Below are 26,280 nucleotides of genomic sequence, written 5' to 3' on the forward strand. Positions count from 1 at the left end.
CGACAGCGTTAAACGCTGCCGGGCTTTTTGGCTGTCAGAACTTAATCTTCAAGCGCGTAAGCGATAATGTCGTCACCTACATCCGGCGAGTGGCTGGCACCGCCTGCAGAAATAACCACGTACTCTTTCCCTGTCTTCGGTGATTTGTAGATAAGCGGCGCGGCGACAGCACCAACTGGCAGGCGAGCTCTCCACAACTCTTTACCGGTCGCCGAGTCAAGTGCACGCAGGTAGTTATCCTGTGTGCCGGCAAAGAACACCAGACCGGATGCTGTTGAGGTAGGGCCACCCAGCGTCGGCATTCCCAGCGGAATGTGCATATGCGTTTTCATGCCCAGCGGGCCGGTATCTTCGACGGAACCCAGCGGCACCTGCCACACTAGTTGACGCGTATTCAGATCGATAGCGCTCATGGTGCCAAACGGCGGGGTATTACAGGGTACGCCCAGCGCGGATTGCAGAATATCGATACGTACGCCGCCATAAGGGCCAGCGACCTGAGGACGAACAGTACCCATAAAGCCAGGCACTTCATCGGTCGACACATGGTATTTCGCCATATCTTGTTGGCGTACCAGCGACATCCGCAGTGGCATACGCATATCGTTGACGAACAGCGTACCGGTACGCTCATCGATAGTGATGCCACCCCAGTTCATGCCGCCCAGCAGGCTTGGCCATTCGATATAGGGTTTTTCGGACGGTGGGGTATACATGCCGAGATAGGTCGACTCTTTAAAGTCGATACGACAAATCAGCTGATCGAACGGCGTCACGCCCCACATTGATTTCTCGGTCAGCGGGTCAACGCCCAGTTGCGGCATCCCGGTGGAGAACGGTTGAGTAGTAGAAAGGCGTTCGCCCTCTGCGCCCTGATGCGGAACAGGGATCTCTTCCACTTTGGTTACCGGTTTCCCGGTGCGGCGGTCAAGAACGTAGATCTGCCCGGTTTTGGTGGTCTGAATCAGCACCGGGATCTCTTCGCCTTTCTCGTTCTTCATGTGGAACAGAACCGGCTGAGACGGTAAATCGTAGTCCCAGATATCATGGTGAACCGTCTGGAAGACCCATTTGGTCTCACCGGTGCTGGCATCAACGGCTACCACAGATGAACCGTATTTCTCTTTGGCTTGGTTACGGTCGCCGCCCCAGTAGTCTGGCGGGCCGTTACCGGTAGGTAGATACACCAGATTCAGCTCTTTATCGAAACCTGGAACCGTCCAGACGTTGGGCGTTTCCAGCGTATACGCGCGGGCTTTTTCCGGGTCAGTGATATTTTCCGGCTGGCCGACATCCCAGGCCCAAACGATATCGCCGGTGCGGACATCATAAGCGCGAACAACACCTGAAGGTTCACCGTGCACGATATCACGCACCCAGCCACCAATAACGGCGATGTGCCCCATGATCATCGGAATGGACGTTGGGTGATAACGTTTGCTGTTTTCCGTATCGCCCATACCCTGTTTCAGATCGACGCTGCCATTGTCACCAAAGCCATCGCACAGCTCGCCGGTTTTGGCGTTCAGGGCAATCAGGCGGGCATCGACGGTAGAGATGATAATACGCTGAGGGCACTGCTGAAGCGCCGGGCTGGCTTTCTCTTGCGCGTTCAGCGAGTCATCTTTCTGTGCATCGTAATAACCTACACCGCGGCAGGTTACATGTTCTGCGGTCTGCGCGTGCGGATCAAAGCGCCAGCGGGCTTTACCGGTATCGGCATCAATAGCCGTTACCACGTTCAGCGGGGTACAGGAATAGAGAGTGTCGCCAATTTGCAGCGGCGTGTTTTCGTCTACACCGATACCCGGCCCGGTTAAGCGGCGACCGGTGTGGTATGTCCACGCCACTTTCAGGTCTTTCACATTTTCTGGCGTGATATCCGTGTATGGCGCATAACGCGTACCGGAGGCATCGCGGCCAAAGAATTCCCAGTTATCACTTTTGGGCACCAGCGTGGGTTCTTTGCTTGCGTGGGTGTCGACAACACCATTATGAATGCCACCGTGTGGGAAGAATGCTGAAACCAGCGTAGCCAGCAGGGCAACAAGAATCACCGTTGCGCTGCGATTGGCGTTGCGCACCAGCGTGCGTTTAACCGGAAGCGTCGTGGTCAGCCACAGGGCGAGCATTAATAAGAGCGCGGGAACGACCAGACGCGGGATCAGTCCCCAGTAGCTGAACTGCACTTCATAGAGCGCCCAGATAAGGGTTAAAACAAAGGTAATAATGGAAAGGGGGAGGGCAAATTTACGACGCAACAGATAGCCTACCGCGATAACCAGATACGCCAGTCCGGCGATCAGATACCAGGCGCTGCCGCCCAGTGACAGGAGCTTGCCGCCCCAGATGGTTAAAAACAGCCCAGTGCCAACACTGAGTAATACGAAGAGTAAGCGGTAGAGCGTAAAGAACACGCCTCCACCTCTGTTTTTTTGTTCGTCCATTGTGCATCCCATACAAAGTCAATCGTGTAACGCTTTTTTGCTCAGTGGGCTGGCGTATCATCCTGCTAAGGACGTTAGCCGCCTGAGATCCTGTTGTTATGGTGGGTAATCCGAAGGGGAAGTGCCTGCGCCTACAACGTAAGAAAGTTTATTTATTTGTAAGATAAATGTAAAACTTATGAGCATTAAATGTATAACAAATAGAGGCGGGGGGCAGAAAAGTAGCGCAGGGAGGTATAGGGAATCCTCCCTGCGAGGAATGTAAAATCAGGCGTCAGCCAGCTGCAGAGAGGACGCTTCCTCAGCGTCTTTTTTACGCTGCAGTTCGAGCTCCAGCGCTCCGCGATGAGACAGATAGCAGAACAAAATACAGCAGACAATCCCGCCCATCAGCAGATAAAAACCACCGTGCCAGCCCATTTTATCAACCATGACGCCAAACAGACTGGTACCCAGTGAGGCGCCAAAGATGTAGCTCATAAAACCACGTAAACCCACTGCGGAGCCCACCGCAAAGCTGGGTACAATTTCCATTGTTTGCACAGAAGCAAGAAATTGCGGGACATAAATCAGACAGCCTACGATGGCGGCAAAAACAGTGACCATCAGCAAAGATTCACTTTTCCAGTAGCCGATAAGGCAAACAAAAATCAGCGCCATGCAGATCATCGCCAGTGGCATACGACGCCCTTTGAAGAGCTTGTCGGATAACCAACCAGCCAGGAGCGTAGAGGGGATCGCGGCCCATTCAAAAAACAGGAACGCAACACTCATCTGTTCTTTGGAAAAGTGTTTGACCGTAAGCAGGTAAATAGGCAGCCAGCTGATCATACCGAATCGCACCATGTAGACGAAAACGTCGACCAGTGAGACGTACCATGCATTCTTATTGCGTAAGACGTAGGTGCAGAATATTTGGAACGCCGTCATATTCTCTGGTGCTTTTGTCGTAGGGTGAGTTTTGAGTACCACTTTTTCTTCCGGCATCATCTCTTCCAGCGTGGGGAGACCTTCCTTACGCGGAGAACCTTTACCCAGCACCAGCACCACTAATGCAAAAATGACGGCGACGCAGGCCGGAACAATATAGCTTGCGCTTTGCCAGTGCTCGCTGCCCAGAATAGCAAATCCGGCCCCAACGATTGGTGCGACAATACCCCCGCCGACGTTATGAGAAATATTCCAGAAGGCCCCTACACGCCCGCGTTCCCGGCGAGGGAACCAGTTTGCAATGGTAATAAAAGAGGGGCCAACGCCCATCCCCTGAAACAGACCATTAAGAATAACCAGCGCGGCGAAAATCCAGAAGGCGGTACTGAAGCCCAGGCCCACGTTGACGATGGCGCACAGTACCAAACCCGCAGCCATAAATACTTTCGGGCTGGCTTTATCTGCCAGACTACTCATTACGCCTTTGCTGATACCATAGGCAATAAGCATACAGCTGCTGAGTAAACCTATCTGGGTCGCGCTGAGATCTAATTGCTCTTTTAAATAAGGCGTTGAGAGTGTGAAGTTATTACGTACAATATAATACGCCAGATATCCTAAAAATACGCTAAGCAATGCTTGCATACGGTATCGGCTATAGGTTTCCTGAACTTTCTCCGCAGGAATTTTATCTGCGGCTTGTCCTGTTTTAAATATTGATAACATGTTGTCACCTGTACTTTTAATTGATATAGACGGCAGGAGTAATAGACATGAAGAGTGCGGTAATTACCTTCTGCCTTCAAGTTCACGTAACGTGTCAAAAGTGACTCAAATTAGTGAGTCGACTGGACATTTTTGACTCAATAATTAATGACTGACTGAGTTATTATTCTTTTTGATATCAGATTTAGCTTGGTCTTGTGCGGCTATTAACAAATTAGACAACCATCATCTGGTATCCTTATTACGTATCCTCAAGGATTGCGTAGATAACTCCGTGTTCGCCGCCATCATTACGGATAATTAAAAACGGGTAAGTTTTGCCACAATTTTTATTTCGCGGAAAATTGGAATTTATGAGAGGGATCACAATCATGTTTTGTCACCAGGTCAGAGCACTGTGCAAAATCGGCGTTTTATTATCGCTGGTTCTGCTTTCCAGACCGGCGCTGGCACAACATGGCGAACTGGTTATGGCGACAACGTTTTCACCCAGTGCGACCGCGTGGATTATTCAGCGCTGGCAAACGCAGCCCGACTCCGTGATGATTCGGACGCTCAACCGTACCAGCGCTTCTCTGGAGCAGTTACTGGATACCTCCAGTGCTGAAAATGTCGACCTCATTCTGACCTCCTCACCGATGCTGCTACAGCATCTTCAAGAACATCAAAAGCTTGCGCTGCTGGAAGAGGTTCCCCGGAACAGCCAACGCCTGGTGCCTGAGTCGATTCGCTCCACCTCCGTTGCGGTGGCGATCTCGGGGTTTGGCCTGTTAATTAACCGCTCTGCGCTGGCAGCCCGCCATCTTCCCGCTCCCACAGATTGGGATGATTTGATGCAGCCGTACTATCAGGGGGCTTTGCTGATGAGCAGCCCGTCCCGGTCTGATACCAACCATTTGATGATTGAAGCGCTGTTGCAGCAAAAAGGCTGGGCCCAGGGCTGGGAAACGCTGCTGGCGAGTTCCGGTAATTTGGTGACGATTTCATCGAGAAGTTTTGGCGTCGCCGATAAAATTAAGAGCGGGCTGGGCGTGGCCGGCCCGGTTATCGATAACTATGCCAATTTACTCTTAAACGATCCGCATTTAACCTTTAGCTATTTTCCTCAATCGGCGGTCTCTCCTACCTATGTTGCGGTGCTCAAGAAAAGCCAGCATGCAGGTGAAGCAAGGCGTTTCATTCGTTACCTGCTCAGCCCTGAAGGCCAACTGATCCTCGCCGATGCCAATACCGGTAAATACCCGGTCACGCCACTGAGTTCTGATAATCCAAGAGCCGCGCAGCAGGCTGTGTTGATGAATCAGCCGCCGTTGAACTATCGCCTGATACTGAAACGTCAGCGGTTGGTACAGCGCATGTTTGATACGGCGATTAGCTTTCGCCTCGCGCAATTAAAAGATGCCTGGCGGGCGTTGCACAGTGCGGAAGCGCGGCTTAAACGTCCTTTGCCTGAAATTCGTTCGTTGCTCACCCGCGTGCCGGTTGATCCTGCAAGCAGTGAAGATGAAGCCTGGCTGGCGCAGTTCGATAATAAAAGTTTTGCAGAGCAACAAATGATGGAATGGCAACTTTGGTTTCTGAAAAACCAGCGACAAGCGATCGCTAAACTGGAAGAGTTGAAATGACGGGCCGGTCGATGCTGCAACGTTTGCGGCAAATGAGCATCAGCAATAGCCTACGCGGCGCGTTTTTAATCGGGGCGCTTCTGACTCTGATTGTCAGTAGCGTCAGCCTTTACTCATGGCATGAGCAAAGTTCGCAGATCCGTTATTCACTTGATGAGTATTTTCCGCGTATCCATTCTGCTTTTCAGATTGAGGGAAGCTTAAATCTGGCCGTCGATCAGTTAAACGAGTTTTTACTGGCACCTAACACCACGGTGCGTTTGCAGTTGCGAAATCAGATTATCCAACAATTAGATAAGATTGAGCGGCTCAGCCAGGGCCTGACGCCCGAAGAGCAACAGCAACTTTCGATGATTTTGCAGGATAGCCGGAAATTGTTGTCCGAGCTGGACAGGGCGCTCTATAACATGTTTCTGGTGCGCGAAAAGGTCAGTGAACTCTCCGCCAGGATTGATTGGCTGCATGATGATTTCACGACCGAACTTCATTCGCTGGTACAGGATTTTACCTGGCAACAGGGAACGCTGCTTGATCAAATAGAAACCCGGCAGGGCGATACCGCGCAATATCTGAAGCGCTCACGGGAAGTTCAGAATGAGCAACAGCAGGTCTATACGCTCTCACGAATTGAAAATCAGATTGTTGACGATCTTCGCGATCGCTTAAACGAGCTGAAATCCGGGAATGACTACGAGATGTTGGTCGAGACGCATATTCGCTATCTTGAGAATCTCAAAAAAACGGCCGATGAAAATATACGGGCGCTGGATGATTGGCCCAGCACCATCACTCTGCGACAAACCATCGATGAGCTGCTGGAAATCGGCATGGTTAAAAGCAATATGCCCAACACCATGCGTGATTATGTTGCTGCGCAAAAAGCGCTCATTGATGTCAGCCGCACCCGTGAAGCGACGCTGGGGCGATTTCGGATATTGCTGGAAACACAGCTGGGCAATAGTCATCAGCAAATGCAGCGGTTTAATCAGCGAATGGAGCAGATTGTTCGCGTGAGTGGCGGGTTAATTCTGGTGGCGACATTTCTCGCACTTTTACTGGCATGGGCATTGAACCACTATTTTATTCGATCGCGATTGGTTAAGCGGTTTACCGCGTTGAATCAGGCAGTTGTGCAGATTGGGCTGGGCACGACGACGACTGATATTCCCGTGTATGGCCGGGATGAACTCGGGCGAATTGCCGGTTTACTGCGGCATACGCTTGGCCTGTTAAACTCCCAGAAACGGCAGCTGGAGCAGGAAATTACCGAGCGTAAAGCCATTGAAGAGGATTTACGCTCTACGCAGGATGGACTGATTCAGGCGGCAAAACTGGCGATGGTCGGGCAAACCATGACCACGCTTGCTCATGAAATTAATCAGCCACTGAATGCGTTATCAATGTATCTCTATACTGCGGGCCGCGCTATCGATATGGGCCAGACTGAACAGGCCAAAACCACCTTGCTCAAAGGAGAAGGGGTGGTTAGCCGGATTGGCGCCATCATACGCTCTTTGCGGCAATTCACGCGGCGTGCGGATCAGGATCTTGCGTTGCAACCTGTCGACTTAACTCAAACCTTTACCGCGGCCTGGGAATTACTCTCCATGCGCCATAAGTCGCAACAAGCAGTGATGATTCTGCCCGAGAGAAATGCATGGGTGTGTGGGGAGGACGTTCGCCTGCAGCAAGTACTGGTGAACATTCTGGCGAACGCTCTGGATGCGTGCCCTGGCGGCGCAGAAATTACCGTAACATGGCAAACTGATGGTCATTCACGCTGCGTATTCATTGCCGATAATGGCCCCGGGTGGCCTGAGCATTTGCTGCCGATGCTGTTGAAGCCTTTTACGACCAGTAAGGATGTAGGGCTGGGCATTGGTTTATCGATCTGTGTCTCGCTAATGGCGCAGATGGGGGGAGAGCTACGTCTGGCATCGACCTTAACAAAAAGTGCCTGCGTAGTGCTGGAATTTAAAATGACGGAAGTAAACGATGGAGAGTAACGATTTTTCCATTCTGCTGATTGATGATGATGCTGATGTACTGGATGCCTATACCTTGCTGCTTGAACAGGCGGGTTATCGTATTTTTGTATGTAATAACCCGCTGGACGCGCAGCAATGGATGCAGAAAGACTGGCCTGGGATTGTGCTTAGCGATGTCTGCATGCCGGGATGTTCTGGCATTGATTTAATGACGCTGCTGCATCGCGATGATAAACAGTTGCCTGTCTTATTAATTACCGGTCATGGCGATGTTCCGATGGCAGTAGAGGCGGTGAAAAAAGGCGCATGGGATTTTCTGCAAAAACCGGTAGAACCCGGTAAATTACTGGCCCTGGTTGATACCGCGTTATGCCACAGAAAGTCGGTTATAGCCCGTCGTTTACGCCATCAGCAAAGGTTACAGGTTGAGCTGGTGGGGCGCAGCGAATGGACGCAACGCTACCGGCAGCGTCTGGAGCAACTTAGCGAAACGGACATTGCCGTCTGGTTTCACGGAGAAGCCGGAACCGGGCGTATGACCGGCGCGCGTTATCTCCATCAGCTAGGACGCAACGCCAGCGGGCCGTTCATCTGCCATGAAGTGATGCCTGAAAATACGGCTATGTTTCAGGAGGTAGTTGCCCAGGCCGATGGCGGCACGCTGGTATTGAGTCGTCCGGAGAATCTAAGCCGGGAGCAACAATATCAACTTGCGCAGCTGCAAAGTCTGGAACAGCGTCCGTTCCGTTTGATTGGTATCAGTCATTCATCTCTTGTTGAGTTAGCCGCCGCCAATAATATTGTTGCTGAGCTTTATTACTGTTTCGCCATGACGCAAGTTTTCTGTCGGCCCTTGTCACAGCGGCTGGATGATATTGAGCCTTTATTTCATTACTATTTAAACAAGGCCTGCCAGCGTCTTAATCATCCTGTTCCCGAAGTCGGGGGGGAAGTTCTGAAAAGAATGTTGCGCAGAGGATGGTCAAATAATATCCGTGAACTGGCGAATGCTGCTGAATTGTTTGCGGTGGGTGTTTTACCGCTGGCGGAAGTGGCCAATCCCCAGATGCATGTCAGTGAACCTACGCCCCTGGATCGGCGCATCGACGAAATTGAACGGCAGATTATTACTGAGGCTTTGAATATTCATCAGGGAAGGATTAATGAAGTCGCTGAGTATCTGCAAATCCCGCGCAAAAAGCTTTATCTGCGGATGAAAAAGCACGGTCTGAGTAAAGAGCACTACAAGATGTAGCGGAGCAAGGCTGCAATGATGCTGATTCCACGAGGGGCAGCGAGGGAGAATGGTGTCCCCTGCAGGAATCGAACCTGCAACTAGCCCTTAGGAGGGGCTCGTTATATCCATTTAACTAAGGGGACGAAGCGGCGGGAGTATAGCGTTTTTTTCCTTGTACGTTAAGCATCTATGGGTTGACTGCTTAAAGTGTCGCCACTTAGGGGCATTTTTCATCCTTGAGCCGCGCTTTTTTCTCGTTGCTCATGTCGTTGCGAATCTGGGCATGGCTCAGCAGGGCAAAAATAAACGTCCCCCCGCAAATGTTGCCCGCCAGCGTCGGCAGCGCGAAGGGCCAGATAAACTCCTGCCACGGCAGCGAGCCGTTGAAAATCAGATAAAAAATCTCGACGCTGCCGATCACAATATGGGTGGTATCGGCCAGCGCGATCAGCCAGGTCATCAGCACGATCACCACGATTTTCGCCGCGCCGGCTGCGGGGAACATCCACACCATGGTGGCGACCAGCCAGCCGGAAATAATCGCATTGGCGAACATCTCCATGGGCGTATTTTCCATCACCTTTAAGCTGATATCCTGGAATGCCTGGCGGGTGGGATCGTCAAATATCGGCATCAGGTTAAAGGCCCACGCGGCAATGGCCGTGCCGATCAGATTCCCGGCCAGCACTACGCCCCACAGACGCATTAACAGGCCAAAATTACCGAGCGTTGGCTTATGCATAATAGGCAGGACTGCCGTGACGGTGTTTTCGGTAAACAACTGCTGGCGGGCCATGATGACAATAACAAACCCGAAGGTATAGCCGAGGTTCTCAAGCAAATAACCGCCGGGAACGTCGCTCAGATGAACATGGAATATCCCTTTTGCCACCATCGACGCTCCCATCGACAGACCGGCGGCTACCGCAGACCACAGCAGCGCCAGCGCATCGCGCTCCAGCTCTTTTTCTCCTTCCTGGCGGATCTCTTCATGGGTGGCCATGGCGCGGGAGGGCAGGCGTTTCTCATTGACCTCGATCTCTTTGCCATCCTGTTTTTCCTCGCTCTCAACTTCGATATCTTCGCTATCATGGTGAGAGTGAGATGTCGGTTCTGACGCCATATTGTGTCCTCCAGCGATGTCTCTCTCATAAGCGTAGAGATATTTCCATCGCCTGGTCCAGGAGAACCTCCTATTTTTTAGGTAATGGCAAGTTTAGCAATACGGATATTGCAAAACATGTATAGAATCGGGTCGCAACAATAATGCCAAAAAGGCTATGCTGAATGCAGGCACCAGATTGCAATGTGTTTCGGGCGAGATCTTCAAGGAGGATGCCGTCCCCGGAGAACCCGCAGCAATAGCCAAAATTAACAGGGAGACACCTATGAATTTTCGCCTGTCGGCGCTCGCGCTTGGCGCCACATTGCTGGTGGGATGCGCCAGTTCCAACTCTGGCGATCGGACACAGGGGCGTTCGGACCCGCTTGAAGGGTTTAACCGCACGATGTTTGATTTCAACTTCAACGTGATGGACCCGTACCTGCTGCGTCCGGTTGCCGTTGCCTGGCGTGATTATGTCCCGCAGCCAGCGCGTAACGGGCTGAGTAACTTTACCAGCAACCTGGAAGAGCCGGCGGTGATGGCGAACTACTTCCTGCAGGGCGATCCCTATAAAGGAATGGTGCACTTTACCCGTTTCTTCCTGAACACCCTTCTGGGGATGGGCGGCCTGATCGACGTCGCCGGTATGGCTAACCCGAAACTTCAGCGTGTTGAACCGCACCGTTTTGGTAGCACCCTGGGTCACTATGGCGTGGGCTATGGTCCGTATGTACAACTGCCGTTCTATGGCAGCTTCACGCTGCGTGATGAGGGCGGTGATATGGCGGATGGCCTGTACCCGGTGCTCTCCTGGCTGACCTGGCCGATGTCGATCGGTAAGTGGGCGGTTGAAGGGATCGAGACCCGTGCTCAGTTGCTGGATTCTGACGGCCTGCTGCGCCAGTCGTCCGACCCGTATATCCTGATGCGCGAAGCGTACTTCCAGCGTCATGACTTTATCGCCAACGGCGGTAAACTCACGCCGGCCGATAACCCGAACGCTCAGGCGATTCAGGACGATCTGAAAGATATCGATTCGCAGTAAGCCATCGCGAGAAAATAAAAAGGGTGAACATGATGTTCACCCTTTTTTATATCGTCAGATTATCAGAAGCGGTAGTTGAAGTTCGCGCCGTACAGCCACGCGGTACCTTCTGAACGGAAGGTGTAAGGACCTTCTTTAATTTCGACGTGCTGACCGTGCATGTAAGACACACCCACGTCAACGGAAGCATCTTTGTTGAAGGCGTAGGTGGTACCCGCGCTCAGCCACAGACGATCCTGATCCGGGATGGAAATAGAACGGGTGCTTGCCGGAACCGGGCTATCATCGAAGGCGATACCGGTACGGAAGGTCCAGTTATCGTCATAGTAATAGGTGGTCCCCAGCGCGATGCGATAGGCGTCTTTAAAGCTTTCATCTTTATAGAACAGCGTCTCGCCATTGCTGCCGGTGGCTTTCAGCTCCTGGAACTGGCTCCAGCTGGTGTAGGTCAGGCTATAGTGAACGGCCCACTGTGGCGCCACGCGGTTATAACCGGACAGCTCCCACATTTCTGGCAGGTTCAGGGTCAGAGAACCATCGGTTGTTTGACCGTTGGTGCCCGCCGGCAGGCCGAAGTTACCGAGGATCTGGTTGTAGGCTGACGGTAAGCTGCTCTTGTAGTTACCATCAAAGTCGATTTTGACTTCTGAACGGTAGGTGAAGCCGTAACGGTTATTCTTGTCAATTTCATACAGAATACCGGCGTTCCAGCCAAAGCCCCAGGCGTTGCCGTTGAGGTGAGCAATTTGCGTATCGGCAGGAATCTGCGATACCGGGCCTGCCAGCTGCGGCGGCAGTGCGCCAGAGCCCGCAACGATTTGCCCTAAATCGCCCGCATAGCGTTCGATCTTCGCTTTCGCATAGACCGCATCAAACCCTAAACCAAAACTCCAGTTGCTGTTCAGGCGATAGGCGCCGCTCAGGTTGAAGTTAGCGGTGGTGAGGTCTGTTTTTCCGCCCATGCTACCGGCTGCATAATCGTCAGCATACTCAGTGGCCAGGCCATAGTTAGAGGTAATTGACGCCCCCCAACCGAACTGATCGTTAATCGGGGAAACAAAGTGGAAGTTTGGCACCCACGCGGTTGGCGCAATGTTATCCGCATTCAGGCTTTTCCCCGTCGGGGAGGTGCCGGAAATATTAACATTCGGATCGACAAACACGGCGCCCGCAGACATTGTCGGGCGATCAAACATCATAATCAGCGCTGGGTTACGGCTGGCGTTGCCCGCATCGTCAGCAATTGCACCTTCACCGGAATAGGCACGACCAAGGCCTGATGAAGAGAATTCGTTTAACTGAAAGCCTGCTGACCAGGCCTGTGTTGAAACAAGTGCTACAGCCACTGCGAGGGCAGATTGGGTAAAGCGGGTTTTCTGGCTCATGCCCATAACCTCATTGAGTTATTTTTATTTAAACTATGTTACATGCCGTAACAGAAGCGCGAAGTGTAGGGTCTGCTTTACGACAGAGAAATCAGACCAGTGCGCTGAGTATAGGTCTGACCAGATGAGATGTTGCAAGTTTGTTTATGAGATTTTTCAATTGTGATGCGAAAAAAGCGATCCAGCTGGCAAATTTGCCCCCACAGGTATTAGCCAAAGCGGGTATTTCTTGTTTTGGATCATTTTTAAGTGTGATTTCGGTCACTTAGGACTTTTGTTGTCATTAACGACTGGAGGCAGCCCCCGGCCGGGCGTAAAATAAGCATATTAATTGTCTGGCACCATTGAGTGCATATACAGAGGAAATCTACGATGAGTAAAGTTAGTGCAGATGAAACCCCGGTTTGCTGCTGTATGGATGTTGGCACCATTATGGACAACACCGATTGCACCGCCTCTTACAGCCGCGTGTTTGCCAACCGCGCTGAAGCAGACGAAACGCTTGCTGCGTTGACTGAAAGAGCCCGTGGCGTGGAGTCTGAGCCGTGCAAAATCACCCCGACATTTACTGATGTCGAAGGCGGCGTACAGATGGACATCGATTTTGTTTTCAGCTGCGAAGCTGAAACCCTGATTTTCCAGCTCGGCCTGCGTTAATTCCCCCAACGCCCCCATCTGCGGGGCGTTCTCTTTTCCATTCAATGTGTTTTGGCTCCCACTTTTTCTCTTCACCGATTGGCTTAATGTAAAAAATTAGTTAAAACTGTTATCAGGTCAGACCACTTGGTTTTATCGGTTAACAGGGGAAAGTCATGAGTCAGGCATTACCGCTTGTCACCCGTCAGGGCGATCGCATTGCCATTGTCAGCGGTTTACGTACCCCGTTTGCCCGTCAGGCAACGGTATTTCACGGTGTTCCCGCCGTCGATTTGGGAAAAATGGTCATCAGTGAAATGCTGGCTCGCAGCGACATCCCCCCGGAAATGATTGAACAACTGGTGTTTGGCCAGGTGGTTCAGATGCCGGAAGCTCCTAATATTGCTCGCGAAATTGTGCTTGGTACCGGCATGAGCGTGCACACCGATGCCTACAGCGTGAGCCGCGCCTGCGCCACCAGTTTTCAGGCCGTTGCCAACGTGGCGGAAAGCCTGATGGCCGGGACTATCAACGCCGGTATTGCCGGCGGTGCTGACTCTTCCTCCGTATTACCTATCGGCGTCAGTAAAAAACTGGCCCGCACGCTGGTGGACGCCAATAAAGCACGAACCCTCGGACAGCGCCTGAAGCTGTTCTCCCGGCTACGTCTGCGCGATCTTTTACCGGTACCGCCCGCGGTGGCGGAATATTCGACCGGATTACGCATGGGCGATACCGCGGAGCAGATGGCGAAAAGCTGGGGCATTACCCGCGAACAGCAGGATGCGCTGGCGCATCGTTCACACCAGTTGGCCGCCAAAGCCTGGGAAGAGGGCAAGCTAGCGGCAGAAGTGATGACCGCCTATGCGCCGCCGTTCCGCGAGCCGCTGGAAAATGACAACAACATTCGTAAAAATTCAACTCTGGCTGATTACCAAAAGTTACGGCCGGCATTCGATCGCAAGCATGGGACGGTCACCGCCGCCAACAGTACGCCGTTAACCGACGGCGCGGCGGCAGTCATCATGATGACCGAATCCCGCGCCAGATCGCTGGGATTAACCCCGCTGGGCTACCTGCGCAGCTACGCCTTTACCGCCATTGATGTGCGCCAGGACATGCTCCTGGGGCCGGCCTGGTCAACGCCGCTGGCGCTGGAGCGGGCGGGGTTGACGCTGGCTGATTTAACGTTGATCGACATGCATGAAGCTTTTGCTGCGCAAACGCTGGCGAATCTGCAATGTCTTGCCAGCGACCGTTTCGCCCGCGAAGTCCTGGGCCGCTCGCAGGCCACCGGGGAAGTGGATGAGAGCAAATTTAACGTGCTGGGCGGTTCCATCGCTTACGGGCACCCCTTCGCCGCCACCGGCGCGCGAATGATCACTCAGACGCTGCATGAACTGCGGCGCAGAGGTGGTGGATTTGGTCTGGTCACCGCCTGTGCGGCGGGCGGGCTTGGCGCGGCGATGATTCTGGAGGCCGAATAATGGAAATGGCATCGGCATTTACGCTTGATATTCGCCCGGACAACGTGGCGGTGATCACCATCGACACGCCGGGTGAAAAGATGAACACCCTGAAGGCGGAGTTTGGCCAGCAGGTACGGGCGATCGTTCGCCAGATCCGCGACAATAAATCCCTGCGCGGCGTGGTGCTGATTTCCGCCAAACCGGACAACTTTATTGCCGGAGCGGATATCAACATGATTGCCCGCTGTACCAGCGCACAAGAAGCTGAAGCCCTGGCTCGCCAGGGACAGCAGATTATGGCCGAGATCCACGGCCTGACGATCCCGGTGATTGCCGCGATTCATGGCGCCTGCCTCGGCGGCGGTCTCGAACTGGCGCTGGCCTGTCATGGCCGGGTGTGCAGCGACGATGACAAAACGCGCTTAGGCCTGCCGGAGGTGCAGCTGGGCCTGCTGCCGGGCTCCGGCGGTACTCAACGACTCCCGCGTCTGATTGGCGTCAGCAGCGCGTTGGAGATGATCCTGACCGGTAAACAGCTTCGCCCACGACAGGCGCTCAAGGCGGGCCTGGTCGATGATGTGGTCCCGCAGGCTATCCTGCTGCAGACGGCGGTTGAGCTGGCGCTGAAAGAGCGTCCGGCCAGCCGCAATGTGCCGGTACGCGAGCGGGTGCTGGCCGGGCCGCTGGGGCGCAGCCTGCTGTTCCATTTGGTGGGGAAAAAGACGCGGCAGAAAACGCAGGGCAACTATCCTGCTGCCGAACGTATTCTGCAGGTCATTGAAAATGGGTTAGCCCACGGCTGTAGCAGCGGCTACGCCGAGGAGGCGCGCGCCTTTGGTGAGCTGGCAATGACGCCGCAGTCGCAAGCTTTACGCTCGATATTTTTCGCCAGTACGGATCTGAAGAAAGATCGCGGAGCCGATGCGCAGGCCGCCCCGTTACGCAGTATCGGGATCCTCGGCGGCGGTCTGATGGGCGGGGGGATTGCTTATGTGACCGCCAGCAAAGGCGGGCTGCCGGTGCGTATCAAAGATATTCAGACCCGTGGCATCAATCATGCGTTGAAATACAGCTGGGAGCTGCTCGACAAGCAGGTTCGTCGTCGCTATTTGCGGGCCAGCGAGCGGGATCGCCAGCTAGCGCTGATGTCAGGTTCCACGGATTATCAAGGATTTGCCCATCGTGATGTGGTGATTGAAGCCGTATTTGAAGATTTAGCGCTGAAACAGCAGATGGTGGCAGAAGTCGAAGCGCACTGCGGCCCGGAGACTATCTTCGCTTCAAACACTTCGTCACTGCCGATCGGCGATATCGCGGCCCAGGCCGCGCGGCCTCAGCAGGTCATTGGTCTGCATTACTTTAGCCCGGTCGAAAAAATGCCGCTGGTCGAAGTGATCCCTCACCAAAATACCGATCAGCAAACGATAGCGACGGTGGTGAAACTGGCCAAACTGCAAGGCAAAACCCCGATTGTGGTGGCCGATAAAGCGGGCTTCTACGTGAACCGTATTCTGGCGCCTTACGTCAACGAGGCGATGCGCTTGCTGACAGAAGGTGAGCCCATTGAACATATCGATAAGTCGTTGGTGAAGTTCGGTTTTCCGGTGGGGCCCATTCAGTTACTGGACGAGGTCGGGATCGATACCGGCACCAAAATTATCCCGGTTCTGGAGTCTGCCTGGGGAGAACGTTTTAGTCCGCCTGCAAATATCATTGATGCGATCTTGAAGGACGATCGCAAAGGTAGAAAAAATAGCCGTGGTTTCTATCTTTATGAGACAAAAGGGCGTACAAGCAAAAAACGACCTGATGCCGCCGTTTATTCGCTGCTGGGTGTTTCTGCCCCGCAGGCGCGTTTATCCGCGCAGCAGATTACCGAGCGTTGCGTGATGATGATGCTTAACGAAGCCGCGCGTTGCTTCGATGAGCAGGTGATTCGCAGCGCACGCGATGGCGACATCGGTGCGGTGTTTGGTATTGGCTTCCCGCCGTTCCTTGGCGGCCCGTTCCGTTATATGGATACGCTCGGCGCGGGTGAAGTTGTTGCCATCTTGCAACGTCTGGCCGCTCAGTACGGTCCACGTTTTACACCATGTGAAAATTTATTGCGCATGGCCGAGCAGGGGGCAACCTTTTGGCCCACTGGCGAACGGACGACCTAAGTTTTGGTCAAAGAAGATAATTCCGGCGATGAACGACGCTGTTGGTTGGCTGTTTTGTAAACGATCATTGACTATACTTACGCCATTGAGGTAAAAAACAGCGTTTCATTCGTTGGATGAATCAGGCACAATGCCCGGCCACCGGGTCGACTGCGTGCTTTCTATGCAGGTAAGACTGCGGTGCTTCTGGTTAACAAAAGCGGTGCAATATGCAAGTTTTTATCATGCGTCACGGCGACGCTGCCCTCGATGCAGCCAGTGACTCGGTTCGTCCATTAACCGTATGTGGTTGTGATGAATCCCGTCAGATGGCAACCTGGCTGAAAGGCCAGAAAGTGGATATTGAACGGGTTCTGGTGAGTCCTTACCTGCGTGCACAACAGACGCTGGATGTGGTAAGAGAGTGCATGAACCTGCCTGAAAATGTCGACGTGATGCCGGAGCTCACGCCGTGTGGCGATGTGGGCATGGTCAACGCCTGGCTTCAGACGCTGGCAAATGAAGGTGTCTCAACGGTGCTGGTCGTTTCGCACCTGCCGCTGGTGGGGTATCTCGTCTCAGAGCTGTGTCCGGGAGAAACTCCCCCGATGTTTACAACGTCGGCCATTGCCTGCGTCACGCTGGATGCGGACGGCAAAGGTGAGTTTACCTGGCAGATGAGCCCCTGCAATCTGAAGATGGCAAAAGCTATCTAATCTCCCTCCGGAGCATCCGTATTACGGAAGCTCCGGCGGTTGCCACTCTTCCACCTCAATCAGTACCAGCAGTGCGGCGTCTCCGCCGTACTCTTTTGGTGCCTGATGAAACGCCATAATATGCGGATGTTGTGCCAGCCACAGCGGCGTTTGCTGCTTGAGAATGTGCTTGCCATGACCGTGCATCACGCAGGCGCAAAAAACATGCTCCCGACGACAGGCGGCGATCAGCGCCCCCAGCTCCTGCTTGGCCTGCTGCTGGGTTAAGCCATGCAGATCGAGGAACAGCTCCGGCGAATAATCCCCGCGGCGCAGTTTTTTCAGCTCAAAATGGCTTACATCAGCGCGGACGTATTTTGCCGACCCTTCGCTATTCAGCAGCGGCTGAAACTCATCCGAAAAATAGTGGCTGTTATCCACCTGCTCCTGCAGTAAACGCTTGGGCGGTACGTCGGTGATTTTCTTGCGCAGCGGGCGGTGAACGATCGTGTCCTGCTTAATCTGACGGGTACCGGTCATTAGCTGACGGAACAGCGCCTGATCCTCGTCGCTTAGCGATGTTTTCTTTTTCATTGCCCACTCTCATCATTTCTTTTCGCTAGTTTACCCGACTCGGCCTCTGTTCAGGCAAGCAAAACGTATTTTTCCCCGCCGGCCCGACGTAAGAATGCTGATTTATCGCCGTCTTCGTGGCAAACTAGCCGCCGAAATTACCGTATAGCGTGTCCTGGAGGATGGCGTGGATAAAATTTTTGTTGATGAAGCAGTCAATGAGCTGCATACCATTCAGGACATGTTGCGTTGGGCTGTCAGCCGCTTTAGCGCGGCGAATATCTGGTATGGCCATGGGACCGATAACCCGTGGGATGAAGCGGTACAGCTGGTGCTGCCTTCGCTGTACCTGCCGCTGGATATCCCGGAGGACATGCATACCGCCCGTCTGACATCCAGTGAAAAACACCGCATTGTTGAACGCGTGATCCGTCGTATCAACGAACGTATCCCGGTGGCTTACCTGACCAATAAAGCCTGGTTCTGCGGCCACGAGTTCTTCGTTGATGAGCGGGTGCTGGTGCCGCGCTCCCCGATTGGCGAACTGATCAATAACCACTTCTCCGGCCTGATTGACCATCAGCCACAGCATATTCTCGACATGTGCACCGGCAGCGGCTGCATTGCGATTGCCTGCGCCTACTCCTTCCCGGAAGCGGAAGTGGACGCGGTGGATATTTCCATCGACGCGCTGGCCGTTGCTGAACAAAACGTCGAAGCGCACGGCCTGATCCACCAGGTGACGCCGATTCGTTCCGATCTGTTCCGCGACCTGCCGAAAGTGCAGTACGACCTGATCGTCACCAACCCGCCGTACGTTGATGAAGAAGATATGTCCGATCTGCCGGGTGAATATCGCCACGAGCCGGTGCTGGGTCTGGCCTCCGGCAGCGATGGCCTGAAGCTGACGCGCCGCATCCTCGGCAACGCACCGGATTATCTCAGCGACGACGGGATTCTGATTTGTGAAGTCGGTAACAGCATGGTACATCTGATTGAGCAGTATCCGGACGTGCCGTTTACCTGGCTCGAGTTTGATAATGGCGGGGATGGCGTCTTCATGCTGACCAAATCACAGCTGATCGCTGCCCGCGCGCATTTCGGCATTTATAAAGACTAAAAACAACACGCAAACATGACGGAGCCGTGATGGCAGGAAACACAATTGGACAACTCTTTCGCGTCACCACCTTTGGCGAATCGCATGGGCTGGCGCTGGGCTGTATCGTTGACGGAGTGCCGCCAGGCATTCCGCTGACCGAAGCCGATCTGCAGCACGATCTGGACCGTCGCCGTCCGGGAACGTCGCGCTACACCACCCAGCGCCGTGAACCGGATCAGGTGAAGATTCTGTCCGGGGTATTCGAAGGTGTCACCACCGGCACCAGCATTGGTTTGCTGATCGAAAATACCGATCAGCGCTCGCAGGATTACGGCGCGATCAAAGATGTGTTCCGCCCGGGACACGCCGACTACACCTATGAGCAAAAATATGGCCTGCGCGACTATCGCGGGGGCGGTCGCTCTTCGGCGCGTGAAACCGCGATGCGCGTCGCCGCTGGCGCCATTGCCAAGAAATACCTCGCGCAAAAATTCGGGATTGTTATCCGCGGCTGTCTGACCCAGATGGGCGATATTCCGCTGGCGATAAAAGACTGGGATCAGGTTGAACAGAATCCCTTCTTCTGCCCGGACCCGGAGAAGATCGACGCGCTGGATGAACTGATGCGTGGCCTGAAAAAAGAGGGCGACTCCATCGGGGCAAAAGTCACCGTGATTGCCGACGGCGTACCTGCCGGGCTCGGCGAGCCGGTATTTGACCGTCTGGATGCCGACATTGCTCACGCGATGATGAGCATCAATGCCGTCAAAGGCGTGGAAATCGGCGATGGTTTCGAGGTGGTCAAACTGCGCGGCAGTCAAAACCGCGATGAAATCACCAAAGCCGGCTTCCAGAGCAACCATGCGGGCGGCATTCTGGGTGGTATCAGCAGCGGTCAGCAGATCGTCGCCAATATCGCGCTAAAACCGACCTCCAGCATTACCGTACCGGGACATACGATTAACCGTTTCGGTGACGAAGTCGAGATGATCACCAAAGGGCGCCACGATCCTTGTGTAGGCATTCGTGCGGTGCCGATCGCTGAAGCGATGCTGGCGATCGTCTTAATGGATCACTTTATGCGTCAACGCGCACAAAATGGCGACGTGACGACATCAATTCCACGCTGGTAATCGATGAAAAAAACCGTTATCGCTCTGCTGGCGCTTGTCGCCAGCTCTGCCAGCCTCGCGGCAACGCCGTGGCAAAAAATCTCCCAGCCGATCGCCGGCAGCGCGCAGTCTATCGGCGCCTTTGCGAACGGCTGTATCGTGGGGGCGCAGGGGCTGCCGCTCAACTCGGCCAGTTACCAGGTCATGCGTACCGATCAGCGTCGCTATTTCGGTCATCCGGATCTGGTGCAGTTTATCCAGCGTCTGGGCAACCAGGTGCATAGCCGTGGCATGGGTACGCTGCTGATTGGCGACATGGGGATGCCGGCGGGCGGGCGCTTTAACGGCGGTCATGCCAGCCATCAAAGCGGGCTGGATGTCGATATCTTCCTCCAACTCCCGCAGATCCGCTGGAGCTCGACTCAGCTGCTGAAACCACAGGCGCTGGATCTGGTTGCCCGCGACGGTAAGCGCGTGGTGCCGTCGCTGTGGAGCCCGCAAATCAGCAACCTGATTAAACTGGCGGCAGAAGATAACGACGTCACACGCATTTTTGTTAACCCGGCTATCAAGCAGCAGCTGTGCCTCGACGCCGGTCAGGATCGTGACTGGCTACGCAAAGTGCGGCCGTGGTTCCAGCATCGGGCGCACATGCACGTGCGTCTGCGTTGCCCGGCGGGCAGCCTGGAGTGCGAAGAGCAGGCCCCACCACCGGCAGGTGATGGCTGCGGCGCCGAGTTGCAAAGCTGGTTTGAACCATCAAAACCTGGAACCACCTCTCCTGTGAAGAAGACGCCGCCGCCGTTGCCGCCTTCCTGCCAGGCACTACTGGATGAGCACGTGCTGTAATGGAAAGCTTTGTTGACCTGTTTATGGTGTCACCGATGGTACTGGTGGTGCTTTTTTTCGTGGCTATTCTGGCTGGGTTTATTGATTCGCTGGCGGGCGGCGGTGGACTGCTGACCGTCCCGGCGCTGATGGCTGCCGGGCTACCTCCGGCGCAGGCGCTGGCGACCAACAAGCTGCAGGCCTGCGGCGGGTCGCTTTCGGCGTCGCTCTATTTTATTCGCCGCAAGGTGGTGAATCTGGCCGACCAGAAGCTAAATATCCTGATGACCTTTATCGGCTCGACTGCCGGCGCGCTGCTGGTGCAGCACGTCCAGTCCGATATTCTGCGCCAGATCCTGCCGGTGCTGGTGATCGGCATCGGCCTGTACTTCCTGCTGATGCCGAGATTAGGTGAAGCAGACCGCCAGCGTCGCCTGTATGGCCTGCCGTTTGCCCTGATTGCCGGCGGCTGTGTGGGCTTTTATGACGGTTTCTTTGGGCCGGGCGCCGGTTCTTTCTATGCGCTGGCCTTCGTCACGCTGGCCGGGTTTAACCTCGCCAAATCAACCGCCCATGCCAAAGTACTGAACGCCACCTCCAACGTCGGCGGGCTGCTGCTGTTTATCATTGGCGGCAAAGTGATTTGGGCCACCGGGTTCGTGATGATGGCGGGGCAGTTTATTGGCGCCCGTGCCGGTTCACGGCTGGTATTGAGTAAAGGACAATCGTTGATTCGTCCGATGATTGTGGTTGTCTCCGCCGTGATGAGCGCGAAACTTCTTTATGACAGCCACGGGGCTGAAATTCTTCAGTGGTTGGGAATTCATTAATGCAACAGCAACACCATTATCAGCAGCTGATCGCGATTTTTGACGGCTGCTTTGCCGACGATTTTAATACCCGTCTGATTAAAGGCGATGACGAACCGATCTATCTTCCGGCAGACAACGACGTGTCCTATAACCGTATCGTCTTTGCCCACGGCTTTTATGCCAGCGGACTGCATGAGATTTCCCACTGGTGTATCGCGGGCAAGGCACGTCGCGAACAGGTTGATTTCGGTTACTGGTACTGCCCGGATGGTCGTGACGCGATGACCCAGTGCAAGTTCGAAGAGGTGGAAGTCAAGCCTCAGGCCTTTGACTGGCTGTTTTGCGTCGCGGCAGGTTTTCCGTTTAACGTCAGCTGCGACAACCTGGAAGGGGACTTTGAGCCCGATCGCATCGCCTTCCAGCGCCGCGTTCATGCACAGGTGATGACCCTGCTTGAGCAAGGGATCCCTGAGCGCCCGGCGCGCTTTATCCGGGCCTTACAAGATTATTATCAGACGCCGCCACTGACGGCAGAACAATTCCCGTGGCCGGAAGACCTGCACTAACGCCACGTTTGACACTAGAAGAGGAAAGACAATGCTCGCGGAGTTTGAATCACGCATTCTGGCACTGATCGATGAAATGGTAGACCACGCCAGTGATGATGAACTGTTTGCCAGCGGCTATCTGCGCGGCCACCTGACACTGGCGGTTGCCGAGCTGGAAGGAGGGGACGACCACTCTGCGAAAGCGATCAACGATCAGGTCGTTCGCAGCCTGGAGAAAGCGATCGGCGCCGGTGAACTCTCGCCGCCGGACCAGATCCTGGTTCAGGGGATGTGGGACAGTTTATATCAGCGCGCAACCCACTAACTGCCGCTGAACGCCCGGCCTGAGGATCTGGCCGGGTGGTGCGACGCCGGGTATCGCGCCGGCGCCGCGCTGCACCAATTGAGTCATCGCCAGCCAGACGCTCCTGCGGCTTACTTCACCGCCTTTCCCTTCAGCAGTTTTCTTACCCATAAACGATTCGGATTCAGCCCCGCCAGGGTGGTTGCATCCAGCGGCAGCGGTTCGCCGCTCATCTGTGCCGCCAGAAGTTCCGCCGCTAACGGCGCGGAGCACAGCCCACGTGACCCCAGCGCGCCCAGTACGAACAGATTGCGATGCACCGGTGCCGTCGGCGCCTGCTCTTTCTCTTCGGCCAGCGTCGCGTACTGTGTCAAGGTGGCGTCATAATCCGGGACATTGCCCACCATCGGCAAATGGTCGCGGGTCGCGCAGCGCACGCCGCAGCGGGCCTCATTGCCGCTGACATCTACTTCTTTTGCCCACGCCGCCTGCGGGAAGCAGTCAATCAACCGTTGCCGGTTGTGCTGCTGGTCCTCGGCGCTGAAAGCCGGGGTGCTCTGCCCGCGGTGATAGCTGGCGCCGATGCAGTGCTGCTGATTATGGGGATTCTGCGGCGTCAGGTAGCCGTCATAGCACAGGACCTGACGCAGCGCCGCCAGCCCTGGCGTAGTGGGGATATGGCTGACCTGGCCCGCCACCGGATAGGCTGGCAGATGCTCGGTCTGGGAGAAACCGGTGAGCTGATGGCCGTTGGCCAGTACCACCACCCCATGCTGATGTTGGTGGTTAAGCTGCCAGCCGTCATGGTCGGCGCTCAGGGTCGAGACGTTAACGCCATAGTGCGTACGCAATCCGCGGATGGCGGCCAGCGCAAACAGTTCGGCCGTGAGCTGCTGCGGGTACAGCCAACCGCCGGCGGGATAGGTGATTCCGCCGCAGCCGGTGTCCACTCCCGTGTCCTGCGCGACGGTCTGGGCATTCACCGCCATCGCGATACCTTCCGGCAGCCCGATCGACAGCATCTGCGCGATTTTCTGTTCACTCTTTTCATCCCAGGCAAGCTGGGTGACGCCGCACCATTGGTGGTCAAACATCACCGGGAGCGCGTCATACAGGCGACGGGCAAAGGTAAATGCGGCCGGGAAGAAGCGCGCCAGCGCCGGGTCGTGCTGGGTCAGCAGCGGGTAGAGCGCCCCCTGACGGTTGCCCGAGGCGCCTTCGGCTGGGGCTTGATCGGCGCAGTATAAGCTGACCTTCCAGCCACGGCGCAGCAAGGCGAGAGCGAGCAGGGCGCTGGCGATGCCGCCACCGACAATCGCCACATCGCGCTGCTGGCTGCCGGTACGGGCAAACCAGGGCGTACGTACCGGGACATTCAGCGTCTGCGTCATCTCGCCGACGAGCATTTCGCGTTTGCGGCCAAAACCTTTGCATTTGCGCATGGTAAAGCCGGCGTCCTGCAGACCGCGACGCACAAAACCGGCGGACGTAAACGTCGCCAGAGTGCCGCCCGGCCTTGCCAGACGGGCCATCGCAGAAAACAGCGTCGGGGTCCACATGTCCGGATTCTTCGCCGGGGCGAAGCCATCGAGAAACCAGGCGTCGACCTGCTGATTCAGCGAGTCGTCAAGCTCGTGGGTCAGTTCATTAATATCCCCGAACCACAAATCCAGCGTCACCCGTCCGTCGTCGAGCAGCAAGCGGTGGCAGCCCGCGAGCGGCAGCGGCCACTGTTCCTGCAGCTGTTCGGCCCACGGCGCCAGTTCGGGCCAGTGGGCATGCGCGCGCTGCAGATCGGCGGCGGTCAGCGGAAATTTTTCAAAACTGATGAAATGTAATCTTTGCAGGGTAGCGTCGGGGTTGTCGCGGCGAAAAACGTCAAACGCCTGCCACAGGGTCAGGAAATTGAGACCCGTACCAAACCCGCTTTCGGCGACGATGAACAGCGGGTGCGGATGCACCGGAAAGCGCTCGCTGAGGCGGTTGCCGCCGAGAAAAACGAAGCGTGTCTCTTCCAGACCATTGTCATTGGAAAAGTACACATCATCGAAGTCTCGGGAAACAGGTGTACCCTCAGCATTGAATTCCAGGTTGGCAGGTTGTATGGCGTTTTGTTTCACGTAAGTTACTCGAATCTCAAGGCGTGCAACGATCTTAACGATGTGTGCCGGACGGCGCAAATTTATGCTTAATTTGTCTGATCGGACTTGTTCAGCGTACAAGTGTACGCTATTGTGCGACTCGAAACTTAAAATAGCATGACTTTATAGAGGTATTGAATGAAACGTGCAGTGATTACTGGCCTGGGCATCGTTTCCAGCATCGGTAACAACCAGCAGGAAGTCCTGGAATCTCTGCGTGAAGGACGCTCGGGGATCACTTTCTCTCAAGAATTCAAAGATTCTGGTATGCGTAGCCACGTATGGGGTAACGTCAAACTGGACACCACGGGTCTCATCGACCGCAAAGTGGTCCGTTTCATGAACGATGCCTCTATCTATGCTTATCTCTCAATGCAGCAGGCTGTCGAAGATGCAGGACTGAAAGAAGAGGTGTATCAAAACAACCCTCGCGTCGGTCTGATTGCTGGTTCCGGCGGTTCTTCTAAATCTCAGGTGTTTGGCGCAGATGCCATGCGTAGCCCGCGTGGCCTGAAAGCAGTGGGTCCTTATGTGGTGACCAAAGCGATGGCTTCTGCCGTTTCTGCCTGCCTGGCGACCCCGTTCAAAATTCACGGCGTGAACTACTCCATCAGCTCTGCATGTGCGACTTCTGCGCACTGTATCGGCAGCGCGGTTGAGCAGATCCAACTGGGCAAACAGGACATCGTGTTTGCTGGCGGCGGCGAAGAGCTGTGCTGGGAAATGGCCTGTGAATTCGACGCGATGGGCGCTCTGTCCACCAAATATAACGAAACGCCGGACAAAGCTTCCCGTACTTATGATGCACACCGTGACGGTTTCGTTATCGCCGGCGGCGGCGGTATGGTCGTGGTTGAAGAGCTGGAACACGCTCTGGCCCGCGGCGCGCACATCTACGCTGAAGTAGTTGGCTACGGCGCAACCTCTGACGGCGCTGACATGGTTGCTCCGTCTGGTGAAGGCGCGGTGCGCTGCATGAAGCAGGCGATGGCCGGTGTGGATACCCCAATCGACTACCTGAACTCCCACGGCACTTCTACTCCGGTGGGCGACGTGAAAGAACTGGGCGCTATCCGTGAAGTATTCGGTGACCACAGCCCGGCTATCTCCGCGACCAAAGCGATGACCGGCCACTCTCTGGGTGCCGCTGGCGTGCAGGAAGCCATCTACTCTCTGCTGATGCTGGAACACGGCTTTATTGCACCAAGCATCAATATCGACGAGATGGATGAGCAGGCTGCAGGTCTGAACATCGTCACCAAACCAACCGAGTCTGCACTGACGACTGTTATGTCTAACAGCTTTGGTTTTGGCGGCACCAACGCCACGCTGGTGATGCGTAAACACAACGCGTAATCCAGCGGCGTAATGCCAACTGATGCATAAAAGGGAGCCAACCGGCTCCCTTTTTGTCTTCTTGACAGCACCAGG

The 26,280-nt window shown here is 54.9% G+C and carries 21 protein-coding genes and 1 tRNA gene; 15 read left to right on the plus strand and 7 right to left on the minus strand.

Going from position 1 to position 26,280, the window contains the following annotated elements:
- Positions 1 to 41: 41 nt before the first annotated feature.
- Both HF679_RS00810 and pgtP read right to left on the minus strand, forming a co-directional pair.
- Positions 42 to 2,447, minus strand: coding sequence for a membrane-bound PQQ-dependent dehydrogenase, glucose/quinate/shikimate family (locus HF679_RS00810; protein WP_187042498.1), 2,406 nt, complete (start codon positions 2,445 to 2,447; stop codon positions 42 to 44).
- Between the two features lie 267 nt (positions 2,448 to 2,714).
- Entirely contained in the window at positions 2,715 to 4,103 is a 1,389-nt protein-coding gene (gene pgtP, locus HF679_RS00815; protein WP_123755294.1) for a phosphoglycerate transporter PgtP, read from the minus strand.
- Positions 4,104 to 4,573: 470 nt separating this feature from the next.
- Between pgtP and pgtC the strand changes: the two genes are divergently transcribed.
- Genes pgtC through pgtA form a run of 3 tightly spaced genes read left to right on the plus strand, consistent with a single transcriptional unit; the run spans position 4,574 to position 8,971 of the window.
- The gene (gene pgtC / locus HF679_RS00820) at positions 4,574 to 5,728 is read left to right on the plus strand and encodes a phosphoglycerate transport regulator PgtC (protein ID WP_123755529.1); all 1,155 of its coding nucleotides are present in this window, start codon (positions 4,574 to 4,576) and stop codon (positions 5,726 to 5,728) included.
- 11 nt (positions 5,729 to 5,739) lie between these two features.
- The gene (gene pgtB / locus HF679_RS00825) at positions 5,740 to 7,734 is read left to right on the plus strand and encodes a two-component system sensor histidine kinase PgtB (protein ID WP_187042499.1); all 1,995 of its coding nucleotides are present in this window, start codon (positions 5,740 to 5,742) and stop codon (positions 7,732 to 7,734) included.
- Positions 7,724 to 8,971: a two-component system response regulator PgtA gene (pgtA, locus tag HF679_RS00830; RefSeq protein ID WP_154144183.1), complete on the plus strand. Its 1,248-nt coding sequence runs from the start codon at positions 7,724 to 7,726 to the stop codon at positions 8,969 to 8,971. The genes pgtB and pgtA overlap by 11 nt, the downstream gene beginning before the upstream one ends.
- Positions 8,972 to 9,021: 50 nt before the next feature.
- Here pgtA and HF679_RS00835 read toward each other — a convergent pair.
- Together HF679_RS00835 and HF679_RS00840 are read right to left on the minus strand one after the other, a co-directional pair.
- A tRNA-Arg gene (locus HF679_RS00835) sits at positions 9,022 to 9,096 on the minus strand.
- Positions 9,097 to 9,170: 74 nt separating this feature from the next.
- Complete coding sequence (locus HF679_RS00840; RefSeq protein ID WP_187042500.1) at positions 9,171 to 10,076, minus strand: formate/nitrite transporter family protein; 906 nt, start codon at positions 10,074 to 10,076, stop codon at positions 9,171 to 9,173.
- 265 nt (positions 10,077 to 10,341) lie between these two features.
- Here HF679_RS00840 and mlaA point away from each other — a divergent pair, with 265 nt between their 5' ends.
- On the plus strand, positions 10,342 to 11,103 hold the full coding sequence (mlaA, locus tag HF679_RS00845) for a phospholipid-binding lipoprotein MlaA (protein ID WP_123755290.1): 762 nt from the start codon (positions 10,342 to 10,344) through the stop codon (positions 11,101 to 11,103).
- A 62-nt stretch (positions 11,104 to 11,165) separates the two neighbouring features.
- On the opposite strand, the gene fadL is transcribed toward mlaA, so the two are convergent.
- Positions 11,166 to 12,488: a long-chain fatty acid transporter FadL gene (gene fadL, locus HF679_RS00850; protein WP_174507773.1), complete on the minus strand. Its 1,323-nt coding sequence runs from the start codon at positions 12,486 to 12,488 to the stop codon at positions 11,166 to 11,168.
- Between the two features lie 372 nt (positions 12,489 to 12,860).
- Here fadL and HF679_RS00855 point away from each other — a divergent pair, with 372 nt between their 5' ends.
- The 4 genes from HF679_RS00855 to sixA all read left to right on the plus strand — a co-directional run bounded on the left by HF679_RS00855 (position 12,861) and on the right by sixA (position 17,450).
- Positions 12,861 to 13,145 (plus strand): YfcZ/YiiS family protein, encoded by a 285-nt coding sequence (locus HF679_RS00855; RefSeq protein WP_123755288.1) that lies wholly within the window; start codon positions 12,861 to 12,863, stop codon positions 13,143 to 13,145.
- 155 nt (positions 13,146 to 13,300) lie between these two features.
- The gene (gene fadI, locus HF679_RS00860) at positions 13,301 to 14,611 is read left to right on the plus strand and encodes an acetyl-CoA C-acyltransferase FadI (protein WP_123755287.1); all 1,311 of its coding nucleotides are present in this window, start codon (positions 13,301 to 13,303) and stop codon (positions 14,609 to 14,611) included.
- Positions 14,611 to 16,755 carry a fatty acid oxidation complex subunit alpha FadJ gene (gene fadJ / locus HF679_RS00865; protein ID WP_123755286.1) on the plus strand — a complete coding sequence of 715 codons (2,145 nt, stop codon included), beginning with the start codon at positions 14,611 to 14,613 and terminating at the stop codon, positions 16,753 to 16,755. The genes fadI and fadJ overlap by 1 nt, the downstream gene beginning before the upstream one ends.
- Positions 16,756 to 16,964: 209 nt before the next feature.
- A complete protein-coding gene (gene sixA, locus HF679_RS00870) occupies positions 16,965 to 17,450 on the plus strand; it encodes a phosphohistidine phosphatase SixA (protein ID WP_123755285.1) in 486 nt (161 codons plus the stop codon).
- Between the two features lie 21 nt (positions 17,451 to 17,471).
- On the opposite strand, the gene smrB is transcribed toward sixA, so the two are convergent.
- Entirely contained in the window at positions 17,472 to 18,023 is a 552-nt protein-coding gene (gene smrB / locus HF679_RS00875) for an endonuclease SmrB (RefSeq protein ID WP_123755284.1), read from the minus strand.
- Positions 18,024 to 18,189: 166 nt separating this feature from the next.
- Between smrB and prmB the strand changes: the two genes are divergently transcribed.
- From prmB to HF679_RS00905, 6 genes are read left to right on the plus strand one after another with little or no spacing between them, the layout of a single operon-like run.
- On the plus strand, positions 18,190 to 19,122 hold the full coding sequence (gene prmB / locus HF679_RS00880) for a 50S ribosomal protein L3 N(5)-glutamine methyltransferase (protein ID WP_123755283.1): 933 nt from the start codon (positions 18,190 to 18,192) through the stop codon (positions 19,120 to 19,122).
- A 29-nt stretch (positions 19,123 to 19,151) separates the two neighbouring features.
- Positions 19,152 to 20,237, plus strand: coding sequence for a chorismate synthase (gene aroC / locus HF679_RS00885; protein WP_123755282.1), 1,086 nt, complete (start codon positions 19,152 to 19,154; stop codon positions 20,235 to 20,237).
- 3 nt (positions 20,238 to 20,240) lie between these two features.
- Positions 20,241 to 21,065 carry a penicillin-insensitive murein endopeptidase gene (gene mepA, locus HF679_RS00890; protein ID WP_187042501.1) on the plus strand — a complete coding sequence of 275 codons (825 nt, stop codon included), beginning with the start codon at positions 20,241 to 20,243 and terminating at the stop codon, positions 21,063 to 21,065.
- Positions 21,065 to 21,874, plus strand: coding sequence for a sulfite exporter TauE/SafE family protein (locus HF679_RS00895; RefSeq protein WP_123755280.1), 810 nt, complete (start codon positions 21,065 to 21,067; stop codon positions 21,872 to 21,874). The genes mepA and HF679_RS00895 overlap by 1 nt, the downstream gene beginning before the upstream one ends.
- Positions 21,874 to 22,422, plus strand: a complete 549-nt coding sequence (locus HF679_RS00900) for an elongation factor P hydroxylase (protein ID WP_123755279.1) — start codon at positions 21,874 to 21,876, stop codon at positions 22,420 to 22,422. The genes HF679_RS00895 and HF679_RS00900 overlap by 1 nt, the downstream gene beginning before the upstream one ends.
- Before the next feature lie 31 nt (positions 22,423 to 22,453).
- Entirely contained in the window at positions 22,454 to 22,729 is a 276-nt protein-coding gene (locus HF679_RS00905) for a YfcL family protein (protein ID WP_123755278.1), read from the plus strand.
- A 110-nt stretch (positions 22,730 to 22,839) separates the two neighbouring features.
- Here HF679_RS00905 and mnmC read toward each other — a convergent pair whose 3' ends face one another.
- Positions 22,840 to 24,828 (minus strand): bifunctional tRNA (5-methylaminomethyl-2-thiouridine)(34)-methyltransferase MnmD/FAD-dependent 5-carboxymethylaminomethyl-2-thiouridine(34) oxidoreductase MnmC, encoded by a 1,989-nt coding sequence (gene mnmC / locus HF679_RS00910; protein ID WP_187042502.1) that lies wholly within the window; start codon positions 24,826 to 24,828, stop codon positions 22,840 to 22,842.
- 159 nt (positions 24,829 to 24,987) lie between these two features.
- Between mnmC and fabB the strand changes: the two genes are divergently transcribed.
- Positions 24,988 to 26,205 carry a beta-ketoacyl-ACP synthase I gene (gene fabB, locus HF679_RS00915; protein ID WP_123755276.1) on the plus strand — a complete coding sequence of 406 codons (1,218 nt, stop codon included), beginning with the start codon at positions 24,988 to 24,990 and terminating at the stop codon, positions 26,203 to 26,205.
- The last annotated feature ends 75 nt before the right edge of the window (positions 26,206 to 26,280 follow it).

This window comes from Enterobacter sp. JUb54 (genome assembly GCF_014298075.1).
GTDB lineage: Bacteria > Pseudomonadota > Gammaproteobacteria > Enterobacterales > Enterobacteriaceae > Klebsiella > Klebsiella lignicola.